Source organism: Prauserella rugosa, assembly GCF_000719975.1.
GTDB lineage: Bacteria > Actinomycetota > Actinomycetes > Mycobacteriales > Pseudonocardiaceae > Prauserella > Prauserella rugosa.
In genome coordinates this window covers 1-18,854 of record NZ_JOIJ01000017.1, presented here as the reverse complement: position 1 = coordinate 18,854, position 18,854 = coordinate 1, and the positions used below count along the sequence as shown (strand labels likewise).

17 protein-coding genes, 4 tRNA genes and 3 pseudogenes are annotated in these 18,854 nt (G+C 66.1%); 15 read left to right on the top strand and 9 right to left on the bottom strand.

Going from position 1 to position 18,854, the window contains the following annotated elements:
- The first annotated feature begins 164 nt into the window (after nt 1–164).
- Nucleotides 165–2,507, top strand: coding sequence for a serine/threonine-protein kinase (locus tag IF64_RS0120045; protein WP_246134915.1), 2,343 nt, complete (start codon nt 165–167; stop codon nt 2,505–2,507).
- Nucleotides 2,508–2,525: 18 nt separating this feature from the next.
- Here IF64_RS0120045 and IF64_RS0120040 read toward each other — a convergent pair whose 3' ends face one another.
- The 3 genes from IF64_RS0120040 to IF64_RS0120030 form a co-directional block, all read right to left on the bottom strand.
- Nucleotides 2,526–3,677, bottom strand: coding sequence for a metallophosphoesterase (locus tag IF64_RS0120040; protein ID WP_030533689.1), 1,152 nt, complete (start codon nt 3,675–3,677; stop codon nt 2,526–2,528).
- A complete protein-coding gene (locus IF64_RS0120035; protein ID WP_030533688.1) occupies nt 3,677–4,264 on the bottom strand; it encodes a PaaI family thioesterase in 588 nt (195 codons plus the stop codon). Before IF64_RS0120035 ends, IF64_RS0120040 begins: the two co-directional genes overlap by 1 nt.
- 77 nt (nt 4,265–4,341) lie before the next feature.
- The gene (locus IF64_RS0120030; RefSeq protein WP_051758028.1) at nt 4,342–5,463 is read right to left on the bottom strand and encodes a L,D-transpeptidase; all 1,122 of its coding nucleotides are present in this window, start codon (nt 5,461–5,463) and stop codon (nt 4,342–4,344) included.
- Between the two features lie 486 nt (nt 5,464–5,949).
- On the opposite strand from IF64_RS0120030, the gene IF64_RS0120025 reads away from it, so the two are divergent.
- Nucleotides 5,950–6,153, top strand: a complete 204-nt coding sequence (locus tag IF64_RS0120025) for a cold-shock protein (protein ID WP_009156738.1) — start codon at nt 5,950–5,952, stop codon at nt 6,151–6,153.
- A gap of 88 nt (nt 6,154–6,241) precedes the next feature.
- On the opposite strand, the gene IF64_RS28260 is transcribed toward IF64_RS0120025, so the two are convergent.
- Nucleotides 6,242–6,874: a hypothetical protein gene (locus tag IF64_RS28260; protein ID WP_036877314.1), complete on the bottom strand. Its 633-nt coding sequence runs from the start codon at nt 6,872–6,874 to the stop codon at nt 6,242–6,244.
- Nucleotides 6,875–7,519: 645 nt separating this feature from the next.
- On the opposite strand from IF64_RS28260, the gene IF64_RS0120015 reads away from it, so the two are divergent.
- From IF64_RS0120015 to IF64_RS27255, 7 genes are all read left to right on the top strand, one after another.
- The gene (locus IF64_RS0120015) at nt 7,520–7,768 is read left to right on the top strand and encodes a hypothetical protein (RefSeq protein ID WP_030533685.1); all 249 of its coding nucleotides are present in this window, start codon (nt 7,520–7,522) and stop codon (nt 7,766–7,768) included.
- A gap of 430 nt (nt 7,769–8,198) precedes the next feature.
- Nucleotides 8,199–8,271: transfer RNA gene (locus IF64_RS0120010), tRNA-Glu, on the top strand.
- Nucleotides 8,272–8,309: 38 nt separating this feature from the next.
- Nucleotides 8,310–8,383: transfer RNA gene (locus tag IF64_RS0120005), tRNA-Asp, on the top strand.
- A gap of 120 nt (nt 8,384–8,503) precedes the next feature.
- Nucleotides 8,504–8,577, top strand: a tRNA-Phe gene (locus tag IF64_RS0120000).
- Between the two features lie 677 nt (nt 8,578–9,254).
- Nucleotides 9,255–9,890, top strand: a complete 636-nt coding sequence (locus tag IF64_RS27265) for an SAV_915 family protein (protein ID WP_145600502.1) — start codon at nt 9,255–9,257, stop codon at nt 9,888–9,890.
- Nucleotides 9,891–10,385: 495 nt separating this feature from the next.
- Nucleotides 10,386–11,615 (top strand): hypothetical protein, encoded by a 1,230-nt coding sequence (locus IF64_RS27260; RefSeq protein WP_145600500.1) that lies wholly within the window; start codon nt 10,386–10,388, stop codon nt 11,613–11,615.
- A gap of 294 nt (nt 11,616–11,909) precedes the next feature.
- Entirely contained in the window at nt 11,910–12,317 is a 408-nt protein-coding gene (locus IF64_RS27255; RefSeq protein ID WP_145600499.1) for a hypothetical protein, read from the top strand.
- 44 nt (nt 12,318–12,361) lie between these two features.
- Here IF64_RS27255 and IF64_RS26245 read toward each other — a convergent pair whose 3' ends face one another.
- Nucleotides 12,362–12,958, bottom strand: coding sequence for a glycosyltransferase family 2 protein (locus IF64_RS26245; RefSeq protein ID WP_048807515.1), 597 nt, complete (start codon nt 12,956–12,958; stop codon nt 12,362–12,364).
- On the opposite strand from IF64_RS26245, the pseudogene IF64_RS28255 reads away from it, so the two are divergent.
- The 3 genes and pseudogenes from IF64_RS28255 to IF64_RS0119975 form a co-directional block, all read left to right on the top strand.
- Nucleotides 12,917–13,027 (top strand): annotated as a pseudogene (locus tag IF64_RS28255) (hypothetical protein); the annotation flags it as partial. The gene IF64_RS26245 and the pseudogene IF64_RS28255 overlap by 42 nt on opposite strands.
- A 190-nt stretch (nt 13,028–13,217) precedes the next feature.
- Nucleotides 13,218–13,535, top strand: a pseudogene (locus IF64_RS28070) (tyrosine-type recombinase/integrase); the annotation flags it as partial.
- Nucleotides 13,536–13,578: 43 nt separating this feature from the next.
- Nucleotides 13,579–13,643 (top strand) — tRNA-OTHER (locus IF64_RS0119975).
- A gap of 76 nt (nt 13,644–13,719) precedes the next feature.
- Here IF64_RS0119975 and IF64_RS0119970 read toward each other — a convergent pair.
- From IF64_RS0119970 to IF64_RS0119955, 4 genes are read right to left on the bottom strand one after another with little or no spacing between them, the layout of a single operon-like run.
- On the bottom strand, nt 13,720–14,277 hold the full coding sequence (locus IF64_RS0119970) for a hypothetical protein (RefSeq protein WP_030533681.1): 558 nt from the start codon (nt 14,275–14,277) through the stop codon (nt 13,720–13,722).
- The gene (locus IF64_RS0119965) at nt 14,277–14,570 is read right to left on the bottom strand and encodes an SRPBCC family protein (RefSeq protein ID WP_030533680.1); all 294 of its coding nucleotides are present in this window, start codon (nt 14,568–14,570) and stop codon (nt 14,277–14,279) included. Before IF64_RS0119965 ends, IF64_RS0119970 begins: the two co-directional genes overlap by 1 nt.
- Before the next feature lie 3 nt (nt 14,571–14,573).
- Entirely contained in the window at nt 14,574–16,082 is a 1,509-nt protein-coding gene (locus IF64_RS26240) for a hypothetical protein (RefSeq protein ID WP_051758020.1), read from the bottom strand.
- Complete coding sequence (locus IF64_RS0119955; RefSeq protein ID WP_246134798.1) at nt 16,079–16,603, bottom strand: TetR/AcrR family transcriptional regulator; 525 nt, start codon at nt 16,601–16,603, stop codon at nt 16,079–16,081. The genes IF64_RS26240 and IF64_RS0119955 overlap by 4 nt, the downstream gene beginning before the upstream one ends.
- Nucleotides 16,604–16,941: 338 nt before the next feature.
- Between IF64_RS0119955 and IF64_RS0119950 the strand changes: the two genes are divergently transcribed.
- The 3 genes and pseudogenes from IF64_RS0119950 to IF64_RS0119940 all read left to right on the top strand — a co-directional run.
- Nucleotides 16,942–17,409, top strand: a complete 468-nt coding sequence (locus tag IF64_RS0119950; RefSeq protein ID WP_030533677.1) for a hypothetical protein — start codon at nt 16,942–16,944, stop codon at nt 17,407–17,409.
- Nucleotides 17,409–18,050 (top strand): DUF3558 domain-containing protein, encoded by a 642-nt coding sequence (locus IF64_RS0119945; protein WP_030533676.1) that lies wholly within the window; start codon nt 17,409–17,411, stop codon nt 18,048–18,050. The genes IF64_RS0119950 and IF64_RS0119945 overlap by 1 nt, the downstream gene beginning before the upstream one ends.
- 51 nt (nt 18,051–18,101) lie before the next feature.
- Nucleotides 18,102–18,854, top strand: a pseudogene (locus IF64_RS0119940) (hypothetical protein); the annotation flags it as partial.

The window sequence follows — 18,854 nt, the reverse complement described above, 5'->3', positions numbered from 1 at the left end:
AACAGCCCGGGCAGTCCGGACAGCAGCCCGCGCAGCAGGGGCCGCAGCAGCAGGTGGCCGGGCAACACCCTGGACGGCAGACACCGCAGCAGGTGCAGACACCGCAGCAGGTGCAATCCGGGCAGGACCGGGCGACTCCGTCCGAATCGGACGTGCAGGAACCGATGGCGACCAGCGTGCTCGACCACGCGCCCGGCACCGAGCTCGTCATGCCGCCGAAGCGGCCCGAGGCGGAACCGGAGCCCTCGAGCGGTCCGATGAGCGCGCCGAGCGCCTACACGCACGGACCGGGCAGCGCGCCCTCCAGCGGGCCGGGAAGCGGCTCGGGCAGTGGTCCGGGCAGCGCGGGCACCGGCGGCAGCACGGGCAGCGGGACAGGTTCCGGCACGGGATCGGGCACCGGACGGGGCACGTCGTCGCGCACCTCGCGGCGTACGTCGTCGCGGACGTCGCGGCGAGGCCGGCTGGGTGCGGGTCTGGTCGAGGTGCCGCAGGTGCCGTATCGCGACCCGGCCGAGGCGGTGCTGACCAATCCCGTCGTCTCGGAGTCGAAACGGTTCTGCAGCAGCTGCAACGCGAAGGTCGGGCGCGGCACCGACGGTCGTCCAGGCGAGCCGCAGGGCACCTGCGACAAATGCGGCACGCCGTTCTCGTTCGTGCCCAAGCTCCAGCCCGGCAACCTCGTCGGTGGTCAGTACGAGGTGCTGGGCGCGCTCGCCTACGGCGGCATCGGCTGGATCTACCTCGCCAGGGACCTCAACGTCGACGGCAGGTGGGTCGTCCTCAAAGGACTGATCAACACCGGCGACGCGACCGCCATGGCCGCCGCGGTCAACGAGAAGCGGTTCCTCGCCGAGGTCGAGCACCCGCACATCGTCAAGATCTACAACTTCGTCCAGCACCCGGATCCGGACACCGGCAGGCCGGTCGACTACATCGTCATGGAGTACGTGGGCGGGCAGTCGTTGCGGCAGCTCGCGCTCAACCACCACAGGGAGAGCGGCCGCGCCGAACCGCTGCCGATCGCCCAGGTCATCGCCTACGGCCTGGAGATCCTTCCCGCGCTGGGATACCTGCACAACCAGGGCCTGCTGTACTGCGACCTCAAGCCCGACAACGTGATCCAGACCGGAGAGCAGCTCAAGCTGATCGACCTGGGCGCCGTCCGGCGCATGGACGACTACACGAGCCCGCTGTTCTTCACCAGCGGTTACAGCGCGCCCGAACTCGCCACGGACGGTGCGTCGGTGGCCTCGGACCTGTTCACGGTCGGCCGCACGCTCGCGGTGCTGAGCTTCGAGTTCACCGGTTACACCACGAAGTACAAGACGACGCTGCCCAGCCAGGACGACGTTCCGCTGTTCAAGCTGTTCGGCTCGTACTACCGGTTCCTGCGCAGGGCGACGCACGCCGACCCGGCACGCCGGTTCGTCTCCGCCGAGGAGATGGCCGACCAGCTGACCGGCGTCTTGCGCGAGATCCTGGCGCTGGGCACCGGCAAGCAGCGACCGGGCCAGTCCACCGTGTTCGGGCCGGAGACGAACACGTTCGGCGTCGACATGGTGGTGCCCGAGCGCGGGCAGGACGTGCCCTTGCCGGATCCCGTCGAGGTCGTCTCGGGCCTCCCGGTTCCGCAGGTCGACACCGACGACGTCGGCGCGGGCGTGCTGGCCACGACGCTGGGTGCGGATCCGCGCACGGCGATCGAGGCGCTGGCGGTCGCCCCGCGCGAGTCGATCGAGGTTCGCCTGCGTGTGGTGCGCGCCCGCATCGAGCTCGGTGAGCTGTCGGAGGCCAACCGTCAGTTGCAGGCCGCGCAGTACCTGGCGATCAAGGCGGGCTTCCCGCACGACTGGCGGATCGACTGGTACCGCGGGCTGATCGAGCTCGCGGGCGGGCGTGCGCGCGTGGCGCACGTGGCGTTCGACTCGGTGTACGACGAACTGCCCGGCGAGATCGCCCCGAAGCTGGCGATGGCGTTCAGTGCCGAGGCCGTCGGCGAGTACTTCACGGCCTCGCGACTGTACGAGATGGTGTGGCGCACCGACCGCTCGTACGTCAGCGCGGCGTTCGGGCTGGCGCGCGTGTACCTCGCCCAGGGCGCGCGCGAGAGTGCGATCGAGGTGCTCGAATCGGTACCCGCGTCGTCGACGCACCACGTCGCGGCGCAGGTGGCCGCGACGAAGGTCAAGATCACGCCGATGGCGTCGAAGCCCGTGTCCGAGGCCGATCTCGTCGACGCGAGCGGCAGGCTGGAACGGCTGAACCTCGACGCCGAACGCCACACCCGCCTGTCGATCGACGTGCTGGAGGCAGCGCTGGCGTGGGTCTCGTCGAACGGTGAGTCACCCGGCTCGCGCGTACTGGGCTGTGCGTTGACCGACCGCGAGCTGCGATTCGGCCTCGAAGGCAGGTACCGCTCGCTCGCCCGGTTGGCCACCACCACGAAGGACCGGATCGCGCTCGTCGACAAGGCCAACGAGCTTCGGCCCCGCACCCTGACCTGACCCGCCTGCCAGGGCGGATCAGGCCGGACGCAGTTCGACGACGGAGATGTCCGGCGGAGCCCCGACGCGCACCGGCGGTCCCCAGAAGCCGGCGCCGCGGGTGACGTACATGCGCGTGTCGCCGACCTCGTAGGCGCCGGCCACCGCGCCCTGCTGCAGGGTCACGAGCATCTCGAACGGCGAGAGCTGCCCGCCGTGCGTGTGCCCTGCCAGCAGCAGGTCGACGCCGTGTGCGGCCGCCTCGCCGACGTCGCGCGGCTGGTGGGCGAGCATCACGAGCGCCTGTTCGGGGTCCCTGCCCCGCACCGCGGCCTCGACGTCACCGGGGTCCTGGAACTGGTAGGCGGTGTGGTCGTTGATGCCGGCCAGGTGGAAGGCGGCGCCGCCGTGCCGGATGTCGACGTGTTCGTTGCGCAGCGGCCGCACGCCCAGCCTCGGCAGGTAGTCCACCCACGCGCGGTAGCCGGAGTAGTACTCGTGATTGCCCGTCACGAAGAACGTGCCGTGGGTGCTGCGCAGCTCGGCCAGTGGGGCGGCGGCGTCGGCGAGGTCCTCGACGGTGCCGTCGACGAGGTCACCGGCGATGGCCACGAGGTCGGGCTGCTGGTCGTTCACGAGGTCGACGATGCGCTGCACGTACGACCGGCCGATGATCGGACCGAGGTGGACGTCGCTGATCAGCGCGATGCGGAACCCCGCGACGCGCGGGTCGAGCCTGCGCACCCGCATCGGTACGTGCGTGACGGTCGGCGGGCCCATCGCCACGGACACGCCGTAACCGGTGACGCCGACCGCGACCACCCCGGCGGCGACCGCCGAACCCCTGGTGAGCAGCGCTCTACGGGACACGCCCGCGCGGGGGTCGGTCTCGTCGGCGCGCACCCAACGGAGCAACGCCAGGCGCGGGATCTCCAGCACCAGCAGGACCAGCACCAGGTAGAAGAACACCGCGAGCCACAGGTATCCCGGCCAGGCCAGCCACTGGGCGACGGCCGGGTCGATGCTCGTACCGGTCGCGAGTCCGGCGATCATCACCAGCGGGAGCAGGACGAACAGCGTGTTGCCGATCCGCCTGCCGCGGCTCCCACGGGTGGTGTTGTCGACGACGATCCGCTTCCACGGATAGAGGTGCAGCACGCCGACGACGAGGGAGACGACGACGATGAACATCAGGGATTGACGTCCCAGTCCCTGTCCTCGGCCTGTCCCGCTTCCTTCGTCTGCCGGAACTTGGCGAGCGCGTCGGGGTCGCCGTGGGTGGTGAAGTGGTCGACCCCGACGGTGACGAACAGCCCCCTGGCGCGCAGGGCGACCGGTCCGTCCGCCGCGTCGAGCCTGCCTTCGGCGCTCACATATGTCTTGCGACCGCTCCTGCCGTCCAGCTTCGCCGCGATGTGCAGCGTCGAGCCGACCGGAACGGGCCGCACGAAGTCGGTTTCGAGGCGCGCGGTGACGGTGGGCGTGCGCAGCAGGTTGCCGACCGTCGAGCCGAGCGCCTCGTCGAACGCGCACGCCAGCAGACCGCCGTGCGCCAGTCCCGGCGCGCCCTGGTGATCCTTCTTGACGGTGAACGTCGAGACGACGGACATGTCGTCCGACACCGTCGAACGCAGGTGCAGGCCCGACTCGACCTCGTGCCCGCAGCCGAAGCACTCGGAGTAGTGCTCGCCGAGCTGCGTGCCGGGGGCAGGGGCGTCCGGATGCGGTTCGACGGCTTCGGCGTCCTGCGGCGGCCAGTTCTCGATGCGTGTGCTCACCTGGTCAAGCTATCCGGCGTGGTGAGCGGGGCCCGCGCCGGTTCCGGCGTCGTGTGGCCTTCGACGCGCGTGCGCCGTCAGCGTTGCAACGCCGACATCGACGTCCACTCGCCCCACGAGTACGTCCAGTCGTGATAGTTGCCGTCCCGCGGACCCAGCGGCTGACTGCTGCCGCTGATCTCGAACGGGTCGCCGGTCTGCGCCAATTCGTAGTACTCGAGCGCGTTCTCCGGCGAGAGGTTGACGCATCCGTGGCTGACGTTCGTGTAGCCCTGATCGCCGATCGACCAGGGCGCCGAATGCGTGAACTCGCCGTTGTTCGAGATCCGCACCGCCCAGTTGACCTCGAAGTCCTCGTAGTCGTAGGCCGGGTTGTTCATGAAGTACGTCGGATGCTTGCTCATCACGACGTGTGTGCCGCTGCGCGTGACGCGTCCGGGGTCGGAGTCGAGCCCGAAACTCGCGGGATAGTCGGCGGTCTGCTTGCCGTCGACGAACACCTTCATCCGGTGCGTCTGCGTGTTGGCGCGCACGATCTGGGAGCGGCCGATGGAGAACTCGGACGTCAGGTCGTTCTCGCCGTACGCACCGTCGCCGAGGTCGAGTCCGTACAGGTCGGCCTTGACCGACACGTCGGTGCCGGGCGGCCAGTACTCCTTCGGCCGCCAGTGCACGGCCGTGTCGAGCTCGAGCCACGCCCACGAGCCCTCGACGTCGGTCGAGGTCTCCACCGACAGCGCACGTTCGACCGCGGCCTTGTTGCGGACGGGGGCGTCGAAGGTGATGGAGATCGGCATCGCGATGCCGTACGTCTGGCCGTCGCCGACGTTCATCGAGGCTCCGAGCGTGCGGGCGGGTGCCACGGTGCGGAACGACCCCTCGACCGGCGTAGTCCGGCCCTCGCTGTTCGTCGCCGTGCCCGACCACGTGTACGTCTTGCCGTAACCGAGCGGTTCGGTGACCCGCCACGACCGCGAGTCCTCGGCCAGCTCCCCCTTCACCTGCTTGCCCTGGCCGTTGGTCAACGCCACGTCGGTGAGCGTGCCGTCGCGGACGGTGACGGCGACGTCGTCCCGCGGCTTCACCTCGGCGGTGCCGTCTCCCGGTTGGAGCGAGACCTTCGCCGGGGGCGCCGGTTCCGGCGTCGGCTGCGGTTCCTGCCCGGCTTCGCCGGTGCACGCCGTGAGGGCGAGCAGCATCGCGATGAGCAGCGCGACCGGTCGCCTGCGCGAGAGCGTCTTGTTTCCCGACACGTAAACCCGCCCCTTCGTTCCCCGACGTGGGCTCGGCGGGCACAGCCGCCGTCCCCGAGAATAGTGATGGCAATCACGTTCCGCCGGTTGGTTCGAACGTCGTCGGAGGGCCGACGGATGCGTCCGCACGCGGCGTGGGCGGGCAAATCCGCCTTACAGACGTCATCGCCGGTGTGGACCGGTTCGAAACACCGGCGCGTGGCGATCCGCCCGGTCGGACCAACCGGCGCCGCGGGGCTGGCCAAACGGCGCCAGACAGGTAGGCTGCGAGGTGGCCGTTGTTTTGCGTGTTCGTGGCTTCACACTCGCGGAACTTCTAACGCGGGGCGTGAGACGGACATGCGCTCTTTCGCAGAACCTCGTTGGAACCGCCCGGAGCGGCCGGGATCTCGCCTCGGCGGGGTCCAGCTCAACAGCAACGAGGAGTAAACGGTGGCGCAAGGCACTGTGAAGTGGTTCAACGCCGAAAAGGGCTTCGGCTTCATCGCCCAGGACGGCGGAGAGGGCGACGTGTTCGTCCACTACTCGGAGATCGAGGGGCGTGGCTTCCGCACCCTCGAGGAGAACCAGCGAGTGGAGTTCGAGGTCGGCCAGGGTCAGAAGGGCCCCCAGGCTCAGAAGGTTCGCGCTCTCTGAGGGCGTTCGTCACCGACTGACTTTCACTGACTGACGAGCGAGCCCCCGGCGACATGGTCGCCGGGGGCTCGCTTGCGTGCGGGGTCGGTCAGCGCCGGGGTTCGTCCCAGCCGGTGCGGTCGAAGTAGTGCTCGTCGGTGCGCGCCTCGGCGGGCACCTCGTCGGCGGCCCGGCCGTGGGGTGCGGCGCCGTACGGCGCGGCGCTGTCACTGAAGCCGTCACCGAAGCCTGCGTCGCCGTAGCCCGTGCCGTACGCGTCCAGGGCGCCGTCGTCGGGGAAGCGACGGCCGGAACGGGCGGGGACCGGCCGCTGGTGCGGGTCGGTGTGCTCCTCCGGTCGAGGCTCGTCGGCCTGTGGCGGCTCCGCGGGCGCCGATCCGGCTTCCCACGCGAGGCGTTCGAGTACCCATTCGAGCGCGAGGGCCTGCGGCGACGTGCCGCGTGCTGCGGCGACCTCGCTGAGCTGTTCGCCCGCGGCGTGGGTCATGCGCAGTTGGTAGACCTGGGCGTCACCGAAGCGCCTGCCGGAGCCGGTGCTCTCGATGTCGTTGTCGGGGGACAGCGCCTTCAGGTAGCTCGAGAGCTCCTGGTCTTCGGCGCCGTCGTCGGGGGTGTCGGGGGCGGCCGGCGCGGAGCCGGTACGCGGCGGTGCGTCGTCGTCCCGGCGTCTGTTGCCGGGCTTGCCGCGGCCCGCGAGCCGTCCGAAAGATGGTTTAGGCACGGCGGCCACGATAACGGTTGTGTTTCTGCGGCGACGGTCGACGTGGCTGTCGACACGTCGTGTGACGGCATCTCGCGGCGCGCATTCTGCTGTTCGGAGTAGTCATCCACCGTTCGTGTGGGCATAACCGTTGTGGATGTTCCCGCGCCGGCACGGATAGTGATTCCGATGATCGTCAGCATTCTCGGCAGACGGGAATGAGTGCGCCGGAGTTCATGATCGAAAAGCGCCCAGAGCTGGGGATTCGTCGTTCCCGGAAAAGGGAGAGGCCCCCGCGCCAGGGGGAGGAACGCGGGGGCCGGAGGGGATCTCCACAGGCGCTGACCGGGGGTGTGTCAGCACGTCGATTGTTACATGATTCGGCGCCGGGTGGCGAGGTTTGCGTACGAAAAATACCGCCGGACCGTCATCGGAGGGTGGCGCCGAGTTCACGTTCGGCATTGTCGATCACGAACCGGTTGACATTCCGTGTTCGGCGGGGCATCAGGCTTCGCGGAGTGGGTGAGTTCGTTGCGTGACGGCGAGTTCACTCTCCGGGGGGCTGGGGTGGAGATCGTCGCGTGGTTAGCCTCGGCGCCGAGGTCACACCTCGATCCGGCGGGTCGCTGGTCCGCCGAGATCCGGCGCAGCCCCTTTGGAGGAGCCATGAGCGGATCTGTGGAAGTGCGGCAGTTTCTCCTTCGGCAGGACGGAGGAGGGCAGCTGTCCGGTGTGGGCGGGCTGCCGGGGCAGCGCTCGGGGCACGCGGATGCGCCGAGGGTGTCCGACGATCAGGTCCGCAGGGCGCGGATCGCCGTGGCGAGTGGGGCGCAGGACGCCGAGGACTGTGCCCAGCTGCTCGACATGCTCGGCCTGACTCCCGACGACGAGGGGAACACGCCGGTTCAGCGCTAGGCGCGTGTCCGGATTCGGGAGGCGGGGAAGTGTCGCTGTCCAGGTGCACACCCCCTGGTCGTGCACCTGGACAGCACGTAGTCAAGCTAGTTGCAGACCGCATGTCCAGGCAAACGGTTGCGGAGGCGTTGACCCGGGTGCCAGCGGTACTTCGGTTGCCGTTCACCTGACGATGCGTGAGCGTGCCGAACCGGTTGCGCAGCGTGGCCCTCGGCCGGTCGGTGCGTCCGGTTCGGTGACTCGCGGTGGAGGGGATCATGAGGAGGGTGGTCGGGTGAGGCTGCTGAACCGCGTGATCGGCCGTCGTCGCAGGTCACAGGAAAAATGACCCCCGGTGTATCGGGGGTGTGGGAGGTGCCCTAAACTAGTCATCGCTCCCGGGGCAAGCGACCTGGAGAGCGTGGTCGGTCGGTAAGCCGAAACCGGCCGGGCTCCCATCGTCCAGCGGCCTAGGACTCCGCCCTTTCAAGGCGGCAACGCGGGTTCGAATCCCGTTGGGAGTACTGCGGTACGATGAGTACCGAGGACAACAACACAACATGGCCCTGTGGCGCAGATGGTTAGCGCGTCGCCCTGTCACGGCGAAGGTCGCGGGTTCAAGTCCCGTCAGGGTCGCAGAAGGAAGCGGGTCCGTCAGTCATGGCGGACCCGCTTTTTCGTGTGCGACCGTCGTTGCCGGCGTGCGGACCCCAGCGCAACAGCACATGTGCACATGCGCTAGTGTGTACACCCAACGGCCAGGTAGCTCAGTTGGTACGAGCGTCCGCCTGAAAAGCGGAAGGTCGCCGGTTCGACCCCGGCCCTGGCCACCCACGAAGAAGCCGCCTTGACCCAGGTCAGGGCGGCTTTTTCGCGTACAGAGACTTCGGCGACGTCGGCCGTGGTTGACCGCTGTTTACCGCCTCTGGCCGTTGCTAAGGGCACGCAGAGGGCACGGAAGATCCGGCCCGGACTCCCCCGCCCCCTTCGTCCGTGCCGCTGCTGTGCGCCGTGGTGGCCGGGTCAAAGGTGAGCGGTAGCTCATCGCGTAGCGACGCCGTAGCCGCCCTTGAGGCGGTCGGCGCGGTGTCAGACGATCTGACGGGCGTGAAGGGGTCGGCTCGTGGTGAGTGGCGGTTGACGGGTTGCTCTGAGAGCAGGTGGCGTCCTTCGTTGTGCGAGCCGGGGCCGCCGGCCGGGAGCGCCAGCGGAAGGCCGGGCGTGCCCCGGCGGCGGCGCGCAAAGCGCGCCGCCCTTGATCTCTTAGAGGGCAACTCGGCAGTACCGGCGCCTCAGCGCCGGTGATCGTGGTTCCGTTGATGGGCGGTTCTGCACATGGACGGGCGCAACTAGACGGGTGCCGTGGGTCCAAACTGGCGAAGATGATGACCTAGGGAAACACGTCTACTACGATCTGTGCACGGTTTCAAACTCTGTGGTGGGGGAGCCAATGGAGGGTCGACACTCGGAAGGGTCGCCTGTGGGTGGGAGGCCCACACGTGTTCGCGTGCTGGCGCCCGAGGAAATCGGGGAACACGCACCCCAGGGGGTGTTCACCTTGATTACCGGGGTCGCGCCAGACAGTGCCATCGAATTGTGGGAACTGCCTACCGGGCAGCTGGTCGTTGTGAGTTACTCGACGTTTACAGCGTTGGCTGCTTCGTGTGGAGCTGGGCAGCCTTTTCGGCACATGGCACCATCCGAAGTGGTTGAGGTGTGTGCGGAGGCTCATGCGCAGGCTCTGCTGGACGAACTATTGCCTGTCGCGCCGCGCTATCCAAAACTCGATCCCAGAGAGCAACCAGATCTGCCAATGCTAGATGACGCGGCGGTCGAGGGCGAACACGTCTACATCCCCTCGCGTCGAACGAAGCGCGGAGATCGTGTTGTAGGAGTGGAGCTGCAGCCGTACAAGGGCAAGACGACGTTGCTCGCATACACCACACCGCAAGCTCTCACGAAGGGGTGCGGTCCGTACCAACCCTACGTGGTTGTGCCACGGGACTTCCTTGAAACGATCATGCTCGAAAGTGGTGCCGAGCAGGTTCTTTTCAACGCGACCCTGTCTGAAGAGGCCCGCTATTCACGTCCGGTTCTTGATTGGTCGAGTAGGTCGACAATGGGAGGTGAATGGAATTTCTGAGGGTGGATACAAGTATAATGGTGACGCGCTCACGCGGATCAGCAACAAATGGCGAAATGGATCCAGTGAGATTGATAAAATTTCGAACATGGATGCCACGCCGCCCGACGCCGGGGCTTCCTCGGCAATAGTAGGGGGTGCGGTTGCCGCGCTACTCGAAGGGCTCCGTGGAGCAGCCCACGCAATGGATCAAACCGCTGACCGAGTCAACGCTGCAAATGGATCTTACGGAGACATCGAGAACACAAACAAGGGTGAGATCATCGCCCGAGATCGCTACGGAGAGGGCGTCGGAAACCGCCTTCCGTCTGACAGGCCGAAGCCGCGTAGCGGAAGCGGAACCGTCGGAGGGCTTGACTCGTCGGATAAGCCGAACAGTCCCCGTAGTGGCGGTGGAATCGTCGGGGGTCCTCGTTGACGTACGTCGACAGTGGACGTATGTGAAAACTCTAAGTGACACGGTTTTCGGCTTCTAGCCTGGAGGGGATATAGCGTATGGGGCAGACGCTAAATACGCTCGTCAATGGCAGTGGCGCGAGCTGTCGGGCGGCCGCTAGCTTTCTCGAAAAGGTATCTAAAGCGGCGGGAAGTGCTGCCGATGAAGCACAGAAGGCGCGCACTACTGGCGAAGCAGACTGGTGGGGTCCTGCGCACGATGCTTATCAGGCGAGCACTCGTAGCTATGGGCGCTCAATCGACCAATTGGGCACCAAGGCTGGGAAAATAGCTGGCGCCCTGAATGACTTTGCCGACGAACTCGACGGAGTCATCCGACGTATGTCCAGCGCTCAAAACAAGGCGAAATCAGGAAACCTTAGGACCGAAGGGCCCTTTATTTTTGCGCCGGAGCGCCCCGTGGCACCGAATATGACGCCGACGGGACCGTGTGACAGTAAACAGGCTCGAGATGTTATGTCCGGAAATCAACAGGCAGCGCGAGAGCACCAGGCAGCTGTCAACGATTACAATGCGAAGGCTGCCGTATACAACGAGTGCAAATCGATCGTTTCTGACGCTCGAACCAGGGAGGGGAATGCTCACGATAAACTCCAGCAATCCCTTTTAGAGGCCGAACCAAAAGAGATAGACTACGTTTCCCTTGGTTTCACGACCACCTCCCATGTTCGCGGGTTTATTGGAAGCATGGAGAACACCAGGGCTGAGCACATGAATATGGCCAACCGGTTCAGGAGTACGGGGGCAGACTTCGCCAATTTTGCATTAGGAAACCTCAATCGACTTCCGGAAAACTTCAGCAAGACTCTGCTGACATATGCATCTGCGATGAATGTAGGCGCGGAGCAGTATGAGTCGAAAGCCAAGGACGCCGGGCGATTTGTCGATAAGATCCCACAGCGCACGAGGGATGCATTGGCTGCATATCCGGGTAAGGGTACGCTGTCTGACTTGCCTTCAGATGCAAGCAAAATTCTACAAGATAGTCGCAGCTTCATTAAAGGTTTCGCCTATTCCGGGGCATTGCTGACCGGGGTTAATGAAGCAGTTGGCGCAATTAAAGGAGAGCAGTCATGGGGAAAGGCATTGACGGACACTGGTGTAGTGATGGCCGGCTCGGCTGCCGGTAGTGTTGGGGCAGGCTGGGTGTATGGAAGTTTGGTCGGTTCAGCGGGTGGACCTGTCGGGGCGTTTGTCACCGGCCTTGCTGGCGGCGTACTGGGAGGCATCGGTGGACAGTGGGTCGCGGATATGGTCAATCCGGAGTAGTGAACGGATGGGGTCGATATGATGCCTGATTCTCCACGTGCTGGTGGTGAGGGGCTACCCCCTCGACCTGACCCGGAAACGGGCAGGCCGTTTCCCCCGCATGCTCCCGGCTTCACTGGGAGTGATAAGGCACCGGAGCGCGATCCCCTCCGAGAGAGTGCGCTGTCTCGAAAGCCGAAACCGCCGCCGGGCATGGGGCCGACGTTAGTCTGGTGGCGTGACAGCCCCAAGGCTGGCCTGGCGCGCGCGGTGTCGGCAGCCGTAATCCTCGTTGTCGGCACTGCCGTAATATCATTGGCTAACGACTTTGGCCTTGAAGCGTTCAAGCATTGGCAGATTTGGCTTATTATTGCGGCCGGTTCATATTTGATGTCAAACCCATTTAATGTGGACACGATTTCTGCGGGTGCGGACTGGGTGCAGTGGCGACGCAGCAGGCTCCGTAAGGCGAATTACCTGAAGCTCTATGAGCTGACGAAGATCCGCACCTCTTATGGTGGCGCCGATCTGCATCTTGCTCTTTACGACGACGAGCGTGGCATGGACCGCACCTTCGCGGAATGGCACCGGGATCGACGGATCTGGGACCTCGTTTACAACGGCATCGCCCACTCGGTGGCGAACGGTGCGGATATCCGGCCCAGCGACCTCGGCGTGCTCAAGCTCCACAAACAACGCATGCGAAACAACCCGCCCGACTGAGAACTACGAGGGCTCGCGGGGCACGCCAAGTGCGCGCGTACCGGTCACTTCCACCAGCTAGTGCCGGGTGCGACGTTGTACTTCGCGGCGTCGCCGGCTTGTGCTTCGAAGTTGCGCACTGGTGTCGGCTGGCCGTTGACGTTGAGGCCGACGCGGGACAGGGCCTGGATGCGCTGAAGGGCGATGGTCCGGCCGGTCTGGCTGTGCAGTCGCGACATGTCGGTCTTGTGGGTCTGCTGCTCGTGGATGCGGTAGAGCCAGGTGACGGCCTCGTCGTTGTAGCCGGCGGCCAGCTCGGACAGTGCGGCGAACATGATGATGTCCTCGTCGATCGGCGAGGCTGCCCAGCCGCCGGCTGCTCGGACGAGGTCGGTGCGCATCATCAGCGCTGCGCAGTGCACGGGCCAGTTGGCCTCGTGGTCGATGGCCCACGAGTTGACCGCGCCGGCGCCGATGGTTCCGAACGGCATCGCGGATTCGTAGCTCGTGCGCGTGCCGTCGGGCAGTAGGTCGTCGGCCTGTCCGCATGCCCACCCCACCTGGGGGTTGTCGAAGTGCGGGATGAGGGTGCGCAGGGCGTGCGGTAGGAGCACGTCGTCGTGGTCGAGCACCTGCACCAGCTCGACAAGCTGGTCGAGCACATCACGCCGCGGTATCGCGCGGCGGTGCTGCTAGCGGCGTGGTGTGGGCTGCGACGAGGGGAGATCTGCGGACTGCGGGTCGATGATGTTGACCTCGTCGGTGGTGTGGTCATCGTTCGTAAGAACCGGGTCGAACTTCTGGAGAGTCCGCGCAAGTTCGACAAGGACCCTAAGACCGATGCCGGCCGTCGGGAGGTCGCGTATCCGCCGCACGTCAAGCCGTACCTAGTGGAGCACAGGAAGCAGTGGGCCGGGCCAGGAGCGGTTCTTCGTGGGTCGCGACGGCAAGCCGATGCGTGGCAATGCGCTCTATCAGGCGTTCGTGCGTGCGCGGGAGCAGGTCGGTCTGAAGATCGCGTTTCACGACCTGCGGCACACCGGTCAGACGTTGGCCGCGAGTACCGGCGCGACGATGGCGGATTTGAAGCAACGCATGGGCCACGCGTCGGCGGCTGCTGCGCTTCGTTACATGCACGCCGTTGAGGGACGGGACAAGGAGTTAGCAGGGGAGCTGAGCAAGCTCGCGGGTCGGAGGGACGCAGTGAAGCTGCCCGAGACGATCTACGTGAAGCGCTGATGCGGAGGGCACGCGCGGTGCACGAGACGACCGCAAGGACCGTGTGAGCTGCGGAGATTCCTCCGCCTGAAAAGCGGAAGGTCGCCGGTTCGACCCCGGCCCTGGCCACCCACGAAGAAGCCGCCTTGACCCAAGGTCAGGGCGGCCTTTTCGTGTTTGGGGCGCGGAGCGGGCGCCGTCGGGATTACGGCGCTCCTTCACTGCCCGTCGAGCGTTCCGCTCGGCTCGGAACGGCTGCGGTCCTGCGGTACCGGACGAGGTAGCCGACGGAGGCCGCGCCGAGAAGCGGCGGCCAGAGCGCCGCCACCAGGTAACAGCCGGCGCAGAGCCAAGCCCACCCGTCGTAGTCGGTACCGCTGAACGGGTCCACCTTGTCCCACGCGATCACCGACATTGTGACCAGCAGGGAGAGAACAAGTGCTCCGGCCGTGCCCGCCGCTCCCACGAAGGTGGGGACGAGACGTCCTCCCCGGCGCCCACGCAACCAACGTGGGGTCAGCCGTGCCGGATCGACCGTCAACGCGAACATGCATGCAATGGCCGCGAGCTGGACCAGCGACAGTCCGAGCAGGTACCACGTTCCCGTGCCAGGGATCTGTTGCTCATGGCGCCATGCCTCCGGGGTGCCCAGCGGGAACCCGGCAGCCACCGGCACCCGCCACAGCGCGGTCGGCAGCGCCACGGCCATGCCCGCGTACGCGCACCACGTAACCAGGTCGGGCGTGTTCGGGCGAGCGGTCATCAGGCACCTCCCTGTCGACGTCCTCGGTCTGCGGATCGCGCGGCCTGCTCGGCGAGACGTTCCAATCGAAGCGCCGGCAGCGAGTGGAGAGCACCGCCGAGAAGGTAGGTCAGATCTCCCCGCAGGCCGCGGATCACCTCGAGCTCGTACCTCGCGCCGCGCGACGCCAACGGGGGTCCGGTGACCCGGACGAAGGCGGGATTCCATTCGGGTAGCCGTGGCGCGTCGAGCAGCGTGGTCCGAAGCCGCTCGACGGGCGCGTCGATGAGGGCGCTCTGCGTTGCGGTCACCATGACTCAGCCCTGAAGCGGGACGTCGCCGGAGGTGCCGGGCCAGGAGAGGACGGCGGTGGCGTGGGCGTCGAGTACGGCGAGCCCGCGGTCGATCGTCGCCGGTTGCCTGCCTGCGGTGACGCCGACCTGCTCGCACCGGCACGGCCCCACATCTGCGGGCATGGCAACGGGGACAGGGCTGGCAGTCTTGTTGATCAGCAGGACCCTGCGGTCACCGGCGGTGCTCACGTATCCCTGGGCATGCACGCGCGGGTCGGGGTGGCCGTGTGCCGCGGTCACGGCGGTGGAGACGAGCGTGTCGCCGGGGCTGAAGTGCCGGACCAGCAGCGCGAGAGCGTCGTATCGTGCGTTCGGTTCCCCGGTTTCCCAGTCGAGAAGGCTGATGCCCGGATTCATCCCGGGATAGTCGATGAACTCCGCGATGCCGACCAGGTCGATGCCGAGCTCGACTAGCTTGGCCCAAAGGTAGGACTGGACTGAACCACTCAGCACCCAGTACTCCGCCGGGAAGTCGGGACGCGGATCCATCGGTGCCGGCGGGAAGGTGCCGAGTTCATTGATGTGGGTGGCGGCGGCGGGCGCGAGTCGTCGTCGGACGGCGTCGATGTGCCGGACCTGGTCGAGGAAGGCGTCCGCCTGGGCGAAGAAGATGTCCCGCCAGTGTTGGTACGGCGCGTTCCCGGTAAGCCCGAACGGGTTGACGATCTCCGGCTGGGCGTAGAAGTGGTACGAGAACGCGTCGATCGGAACCCCGTCGGCGTGGTTGTCCGCGTCGAGGAAGTGCCAGTAGTACTCCGGCTGTGGATGCACGTGGCTCAGCGACAGCCCGACGAACTTCATCTCCGGGTCGAGCGGCGCGAGCCGGGCGACCACCGCGTCGTAGAGGCGGGTGTAGGTCTCGGGCGAGAGCCGGTGTCCGACGTCGGGTTCGCACAGCACCTCCCAGTAGGCGAACCGATAACGGTGACCCGACTCGTGCCACACCCCCAGCTCGTCGGTGAAACCGCCCGCGATGTACCAGCTGGCCAATCGGTGGAAGTAGTCGGCGACCTCGGTGCAGGTGGGGTCGCGCAGCTCGGTTCCCTGTTCGTAGTCCCAGTGGATCTCGTCGGGGTCGTCGGAGACCGGCACCGGTTCGGGAGTGACGAACATCCAGGTGGGGATCGTCGCGAAGTTCGCCACGACCGGTCTTCCCTCCGCGGCGGCCATGAAGTCCTCGACGAAGGGATCCAGCAGTTCGAAGTTCCACGATGTCGTGTCGCCGCTGGGTGGGGTCAGTTCGGGAACCGCCAGCCGCGGATGACTGAACCACGGCAGGAATCGAGCGAGGTCGACGCGAAGGTCGCGCAGGGCCTCGAAGGCCTTGTCGTGGATCGGCGAATCGCGGCGTAGCTGCGGGGCCGTCCACAGGTGCGTGGTGAGGGTGGTTTGCGATCTGCCGGTCGCGACGTCCCAATCGACGTGCAGCGTGGTGGGCGGGTGCGTCGCGGTCTCCGGCGGCGTTGAGGTCATGTCGGTGGTCCTTTCTCCAGTGAGCGTGGGTGGCCGAGCGCGGGCAGGATCGCCTCGTCGACGATCGCGGCGAGCTCGTTCGGGGCGGGCAGTTCCCCGGTGTCCAGCTGGTGCTTGAGCACCAGCGCTTCGCCGAGGTCGGCGACGACCGGGGTGATCAATCGCGGGTCGACGTCCCCGCGCACGGCGTAGTGCTCCATGACGGTGCGGGTGAACCGACTGCCGTGGGTTTCGAAAACCCGTGCGTAGAGGGCTTCCACGAGGTCGGGCCGCCGCCGGCGTTCGGCCAGGATCGCGGCCACGGCGGGAGCGTGCGGACCGCCGAGCCATCCCACGAGCTGCTCGAGCGAGCGCAGCAGGTCCGAACGGAGCGCATTGCCGTGTACCGACACCTGTTCGACGGGCATGGCGTCGGCCAGCGCGTCGAGGAGCAGGTCCTCGACCGACGAGAAGTGTCGATAGATCGAGGTCTTGGCGACGTCGGCGCGCCGGGCGACCCCTTCGATCGAAAGCCTGCCCAATCCTTGATCCGTGACCTCGGCGATGACTGCCGCTCGGCAGGCTTCGCGTACGTCGGCCTTGGAGCGTCGCCGGGTCGCATGTCGCGGAGTGAGGTCCATGTAGTGAATTTAGATACGGTGAGGTAGCTACGCAACCGTATCTATACTGTAGAGCGTTCCGGTGACCGTCGGAAGTGTGGCCATGTGGGCCGTTGACCGGGAGATTTGCCGGGGCGCTCGATCGCGGCAGGCGTGACGGCGGTCCCGGATTTGTCGGTTTTGCCCTCGCGCAGTGCCTGAACCGCTACGCTAGGCTTCCGCTGCAGCTGTGCGCGGACACTGACGGGGGAGGTCAGGCGATGAGCGACGACGCAGGCGTCGGCAAGGCCGGTTCGGGCGTGTGGGACGGCCTGTCGTTCGCCGTGAAGGGCGACAAGGGCACCGCCACGGAAGACGGTTGGCTGAATGACGTCATGGCACCTGGTGCGGGCGTGGGTGGCAGGTTCGAGCTGGATCCGGAAAGTGCGCAGTCTATCGTCGAGAAGGCCAACTGGGCCGCCCTCGAGCTGCAGCGCCAGGCCCAGAAGGCTTTGGCACTCACCAACACCCAGCCGCCAGCTGATGATCCGGGAAGTAGGAGTTTCAACGAGGTGGGGCTCACCTTGCTGCGGCTGGGCGCCGACCACATTCACGCCGAGTGGCTGCAGCATCGGGAGTTGGCGGAGAAACTGGCGAAGGCCCTCGACGTGTACAAGCAAAGCGACGAGCAGGCCGGCACTGACGTGGAGAATGCGGGTGGCGACACCTCCGGTGGAGGCATGATCTGATGAAGCGTGCCGTGATCGCGGTATTCACAGGGGCTGCGCTCGTGATGACCGGTTGTTCCGGCGAGTCCGAGGGTACGGCTATATCTGACCTTGGCCAGGAGGGAGAGTCGCAGGCTGCTCCTAGTTCGGAACCGTCCGATGATAGTCCCGATCTTCCACACAGTGGCGCTCCTGATGTGAGCAACCCGTTGCCGAAGTCTGTCCTGTCCGGCGACCCATGCAGAATCCTGGACGAGAAGCAGGTGCAGGAGGCGCTGGGTGAGGACGCCACGCAAGGAAGAAGGGCAGACGAGAATTCCTTGGGGCCGGCCTGTGAATGGGAGAACGCATCAACCCTGGGTTCCTTCATGGTGAACTATTACACCGAGGGCGGAGAAGGTCTCAGCGCTTCCTACGCCAACTCGAAGCCGCAGGTCGAGGTGTTCAATGAAACGGGTCCAATCGAGGGCTACCCGGCTGTGTCCTTCAAGGAGAAGAGTTCTGATCCAATGTGCGCCGTCGTCGTCGGTATTGCCAACGAGTATGCGGTAGGTGCCGTCGTCACGCTTAGCACGGATAAGGCCGGCCAGGGGGCTGACCCGTGCGAACCTGCCGAGTGGGTGTCGGAGCAGGTTGTCCGGAATCTCAAGGCGGAAGCCTGAAATGTGCCGTGATGGGGGCGGCACAGTGAGTGCCGTTGGAGGGGGTATCTGATGGGGAACCTGTTCGGTGGCGGCGACCTCGGCGAAGCCAAGGCGCAGCTCGTTTTCGAGCAGATGAAGTCGGCACTGTTTGGAAATTCTCTACCCATCCACGAACTCGTTCGGCGTGTGCGTGAGGGTGACTCCTCGAAATGGCACACCGCCGTCAGTGGAATGTCCGGCGTCTCAGGCGGGCATACCGAGGTTTCCAACGCGCACCGGGAGATCCTGCAGGCCCTGGAGAGTTCCTGGTCTGGCGATGGCGCCGAGGCCGCGGCCCAGGCGATCCAGAAGAGTGCGAAGGTCTCCCAGTTCACCGGCGAGACGTACCAGAAGAACTCGGAGTACTACGCCACGAATGCTTCGGCGTTCGAGAACATCAAGAACTCGTTGCCGGATGTTCCTGCGCAGGAGCCGGAGACTGGTTTTTGGGACAGTGTGGCTCCGTGGGAGACCGATGCTGAGGCGGAAGCGCGGCGGTACAAGGCCCAGGTTGATCAGGCTCGTGAGATCTACTCCGGTTATGAGAACAACGTGGTGCAGGCTGCTTATGACATGGAGGGGGATTTCGGTCAGCTCGGTAAGAGTGGTGGTGATTTCGGGAGTATTGAGCGGGATCCGGCGTCGATGGTGAAGGACGCGGGTACCGGGGTGATCGACATCGACGAGCCGCGTGGTGGTTCCGGGGGCGGTCCGGTCGGTGGTGGGCCGGTTGGTTCTGGTGGGCCGGTGTCGGGTGGCGGTCCGGTGGGTGTGAGTGGTGGT

Coding starts and splice junctions, on each gene's coding strand:
- IF64_RS0120045 (WP_246134915.1), top strand. CDS start 165: ATGGCGACCAGCGTGCTCGACCACGCGCCCGGCACCGAGCTCGTCATG.
- IF64_RS0120040 (WP_030533689.1), bottom strand. CDS start 3,677: ATGTTCATCGTCGTCGTCTCCCTCGTCGTCGGCGTGCTGCACCTCTAT.
- IF64_RS0120030 (WP_051758028.1), bottom strand. CDS start 5,463: ATGCTGCTCGCCCTCACGGCGTGCACCGGCGAAGCCGGGCAGGAACCG.
- IF64_RS0120015 (WP_030533685.1), top strand. CDS start 7,520: ATGAGCGGATCTGTGGAAGTGCGGCAGTTTCTCCTTCGGCAGGACGGA.
- IF64_RS27260 (WP_145600500.1), top strand. CDS start 10,386: ATGGGGCAGACGCTAAATACGCTCGTCAATGGCAGTGGCGCGAGCTGT.
- IF64_RS0119970 (WP_030533681.1), bottom strand. CDS start 14,277: ATGACCGCTCGCCCGAACACGCCCGACCTGGTTACGTGGTGCGCGTAC.
- IF64_RS0119965 (WP_030533680.1), bottom strand. CDS start 14,570: ATGGTGACCGCAACGCAGAGCGCCCTCATCGACGCGCCCGTCGAGCGG.
- IF64_RS26240 (WP_051758020.1), bottom strand. CDS start 16,082: ATGACCTCAACGCCGCCGGAGACCGCGACGCACCCGCCCACCACGCTG.
- IF64_RS0119950 (WP_030533677.1), top strand. CDS start 16,942: ATGAGCGACGACGCAGGCGTCGGCAAGGCCGGTTCGGGCGTGTGGGAC.
- IF64_RS0119945 (WP_030533676.1), top strand. CDS start 17,409: ATGAAGCGTGCCGTGATCGCGGTATTCACAGGGGCTGCGCTCGTGATG.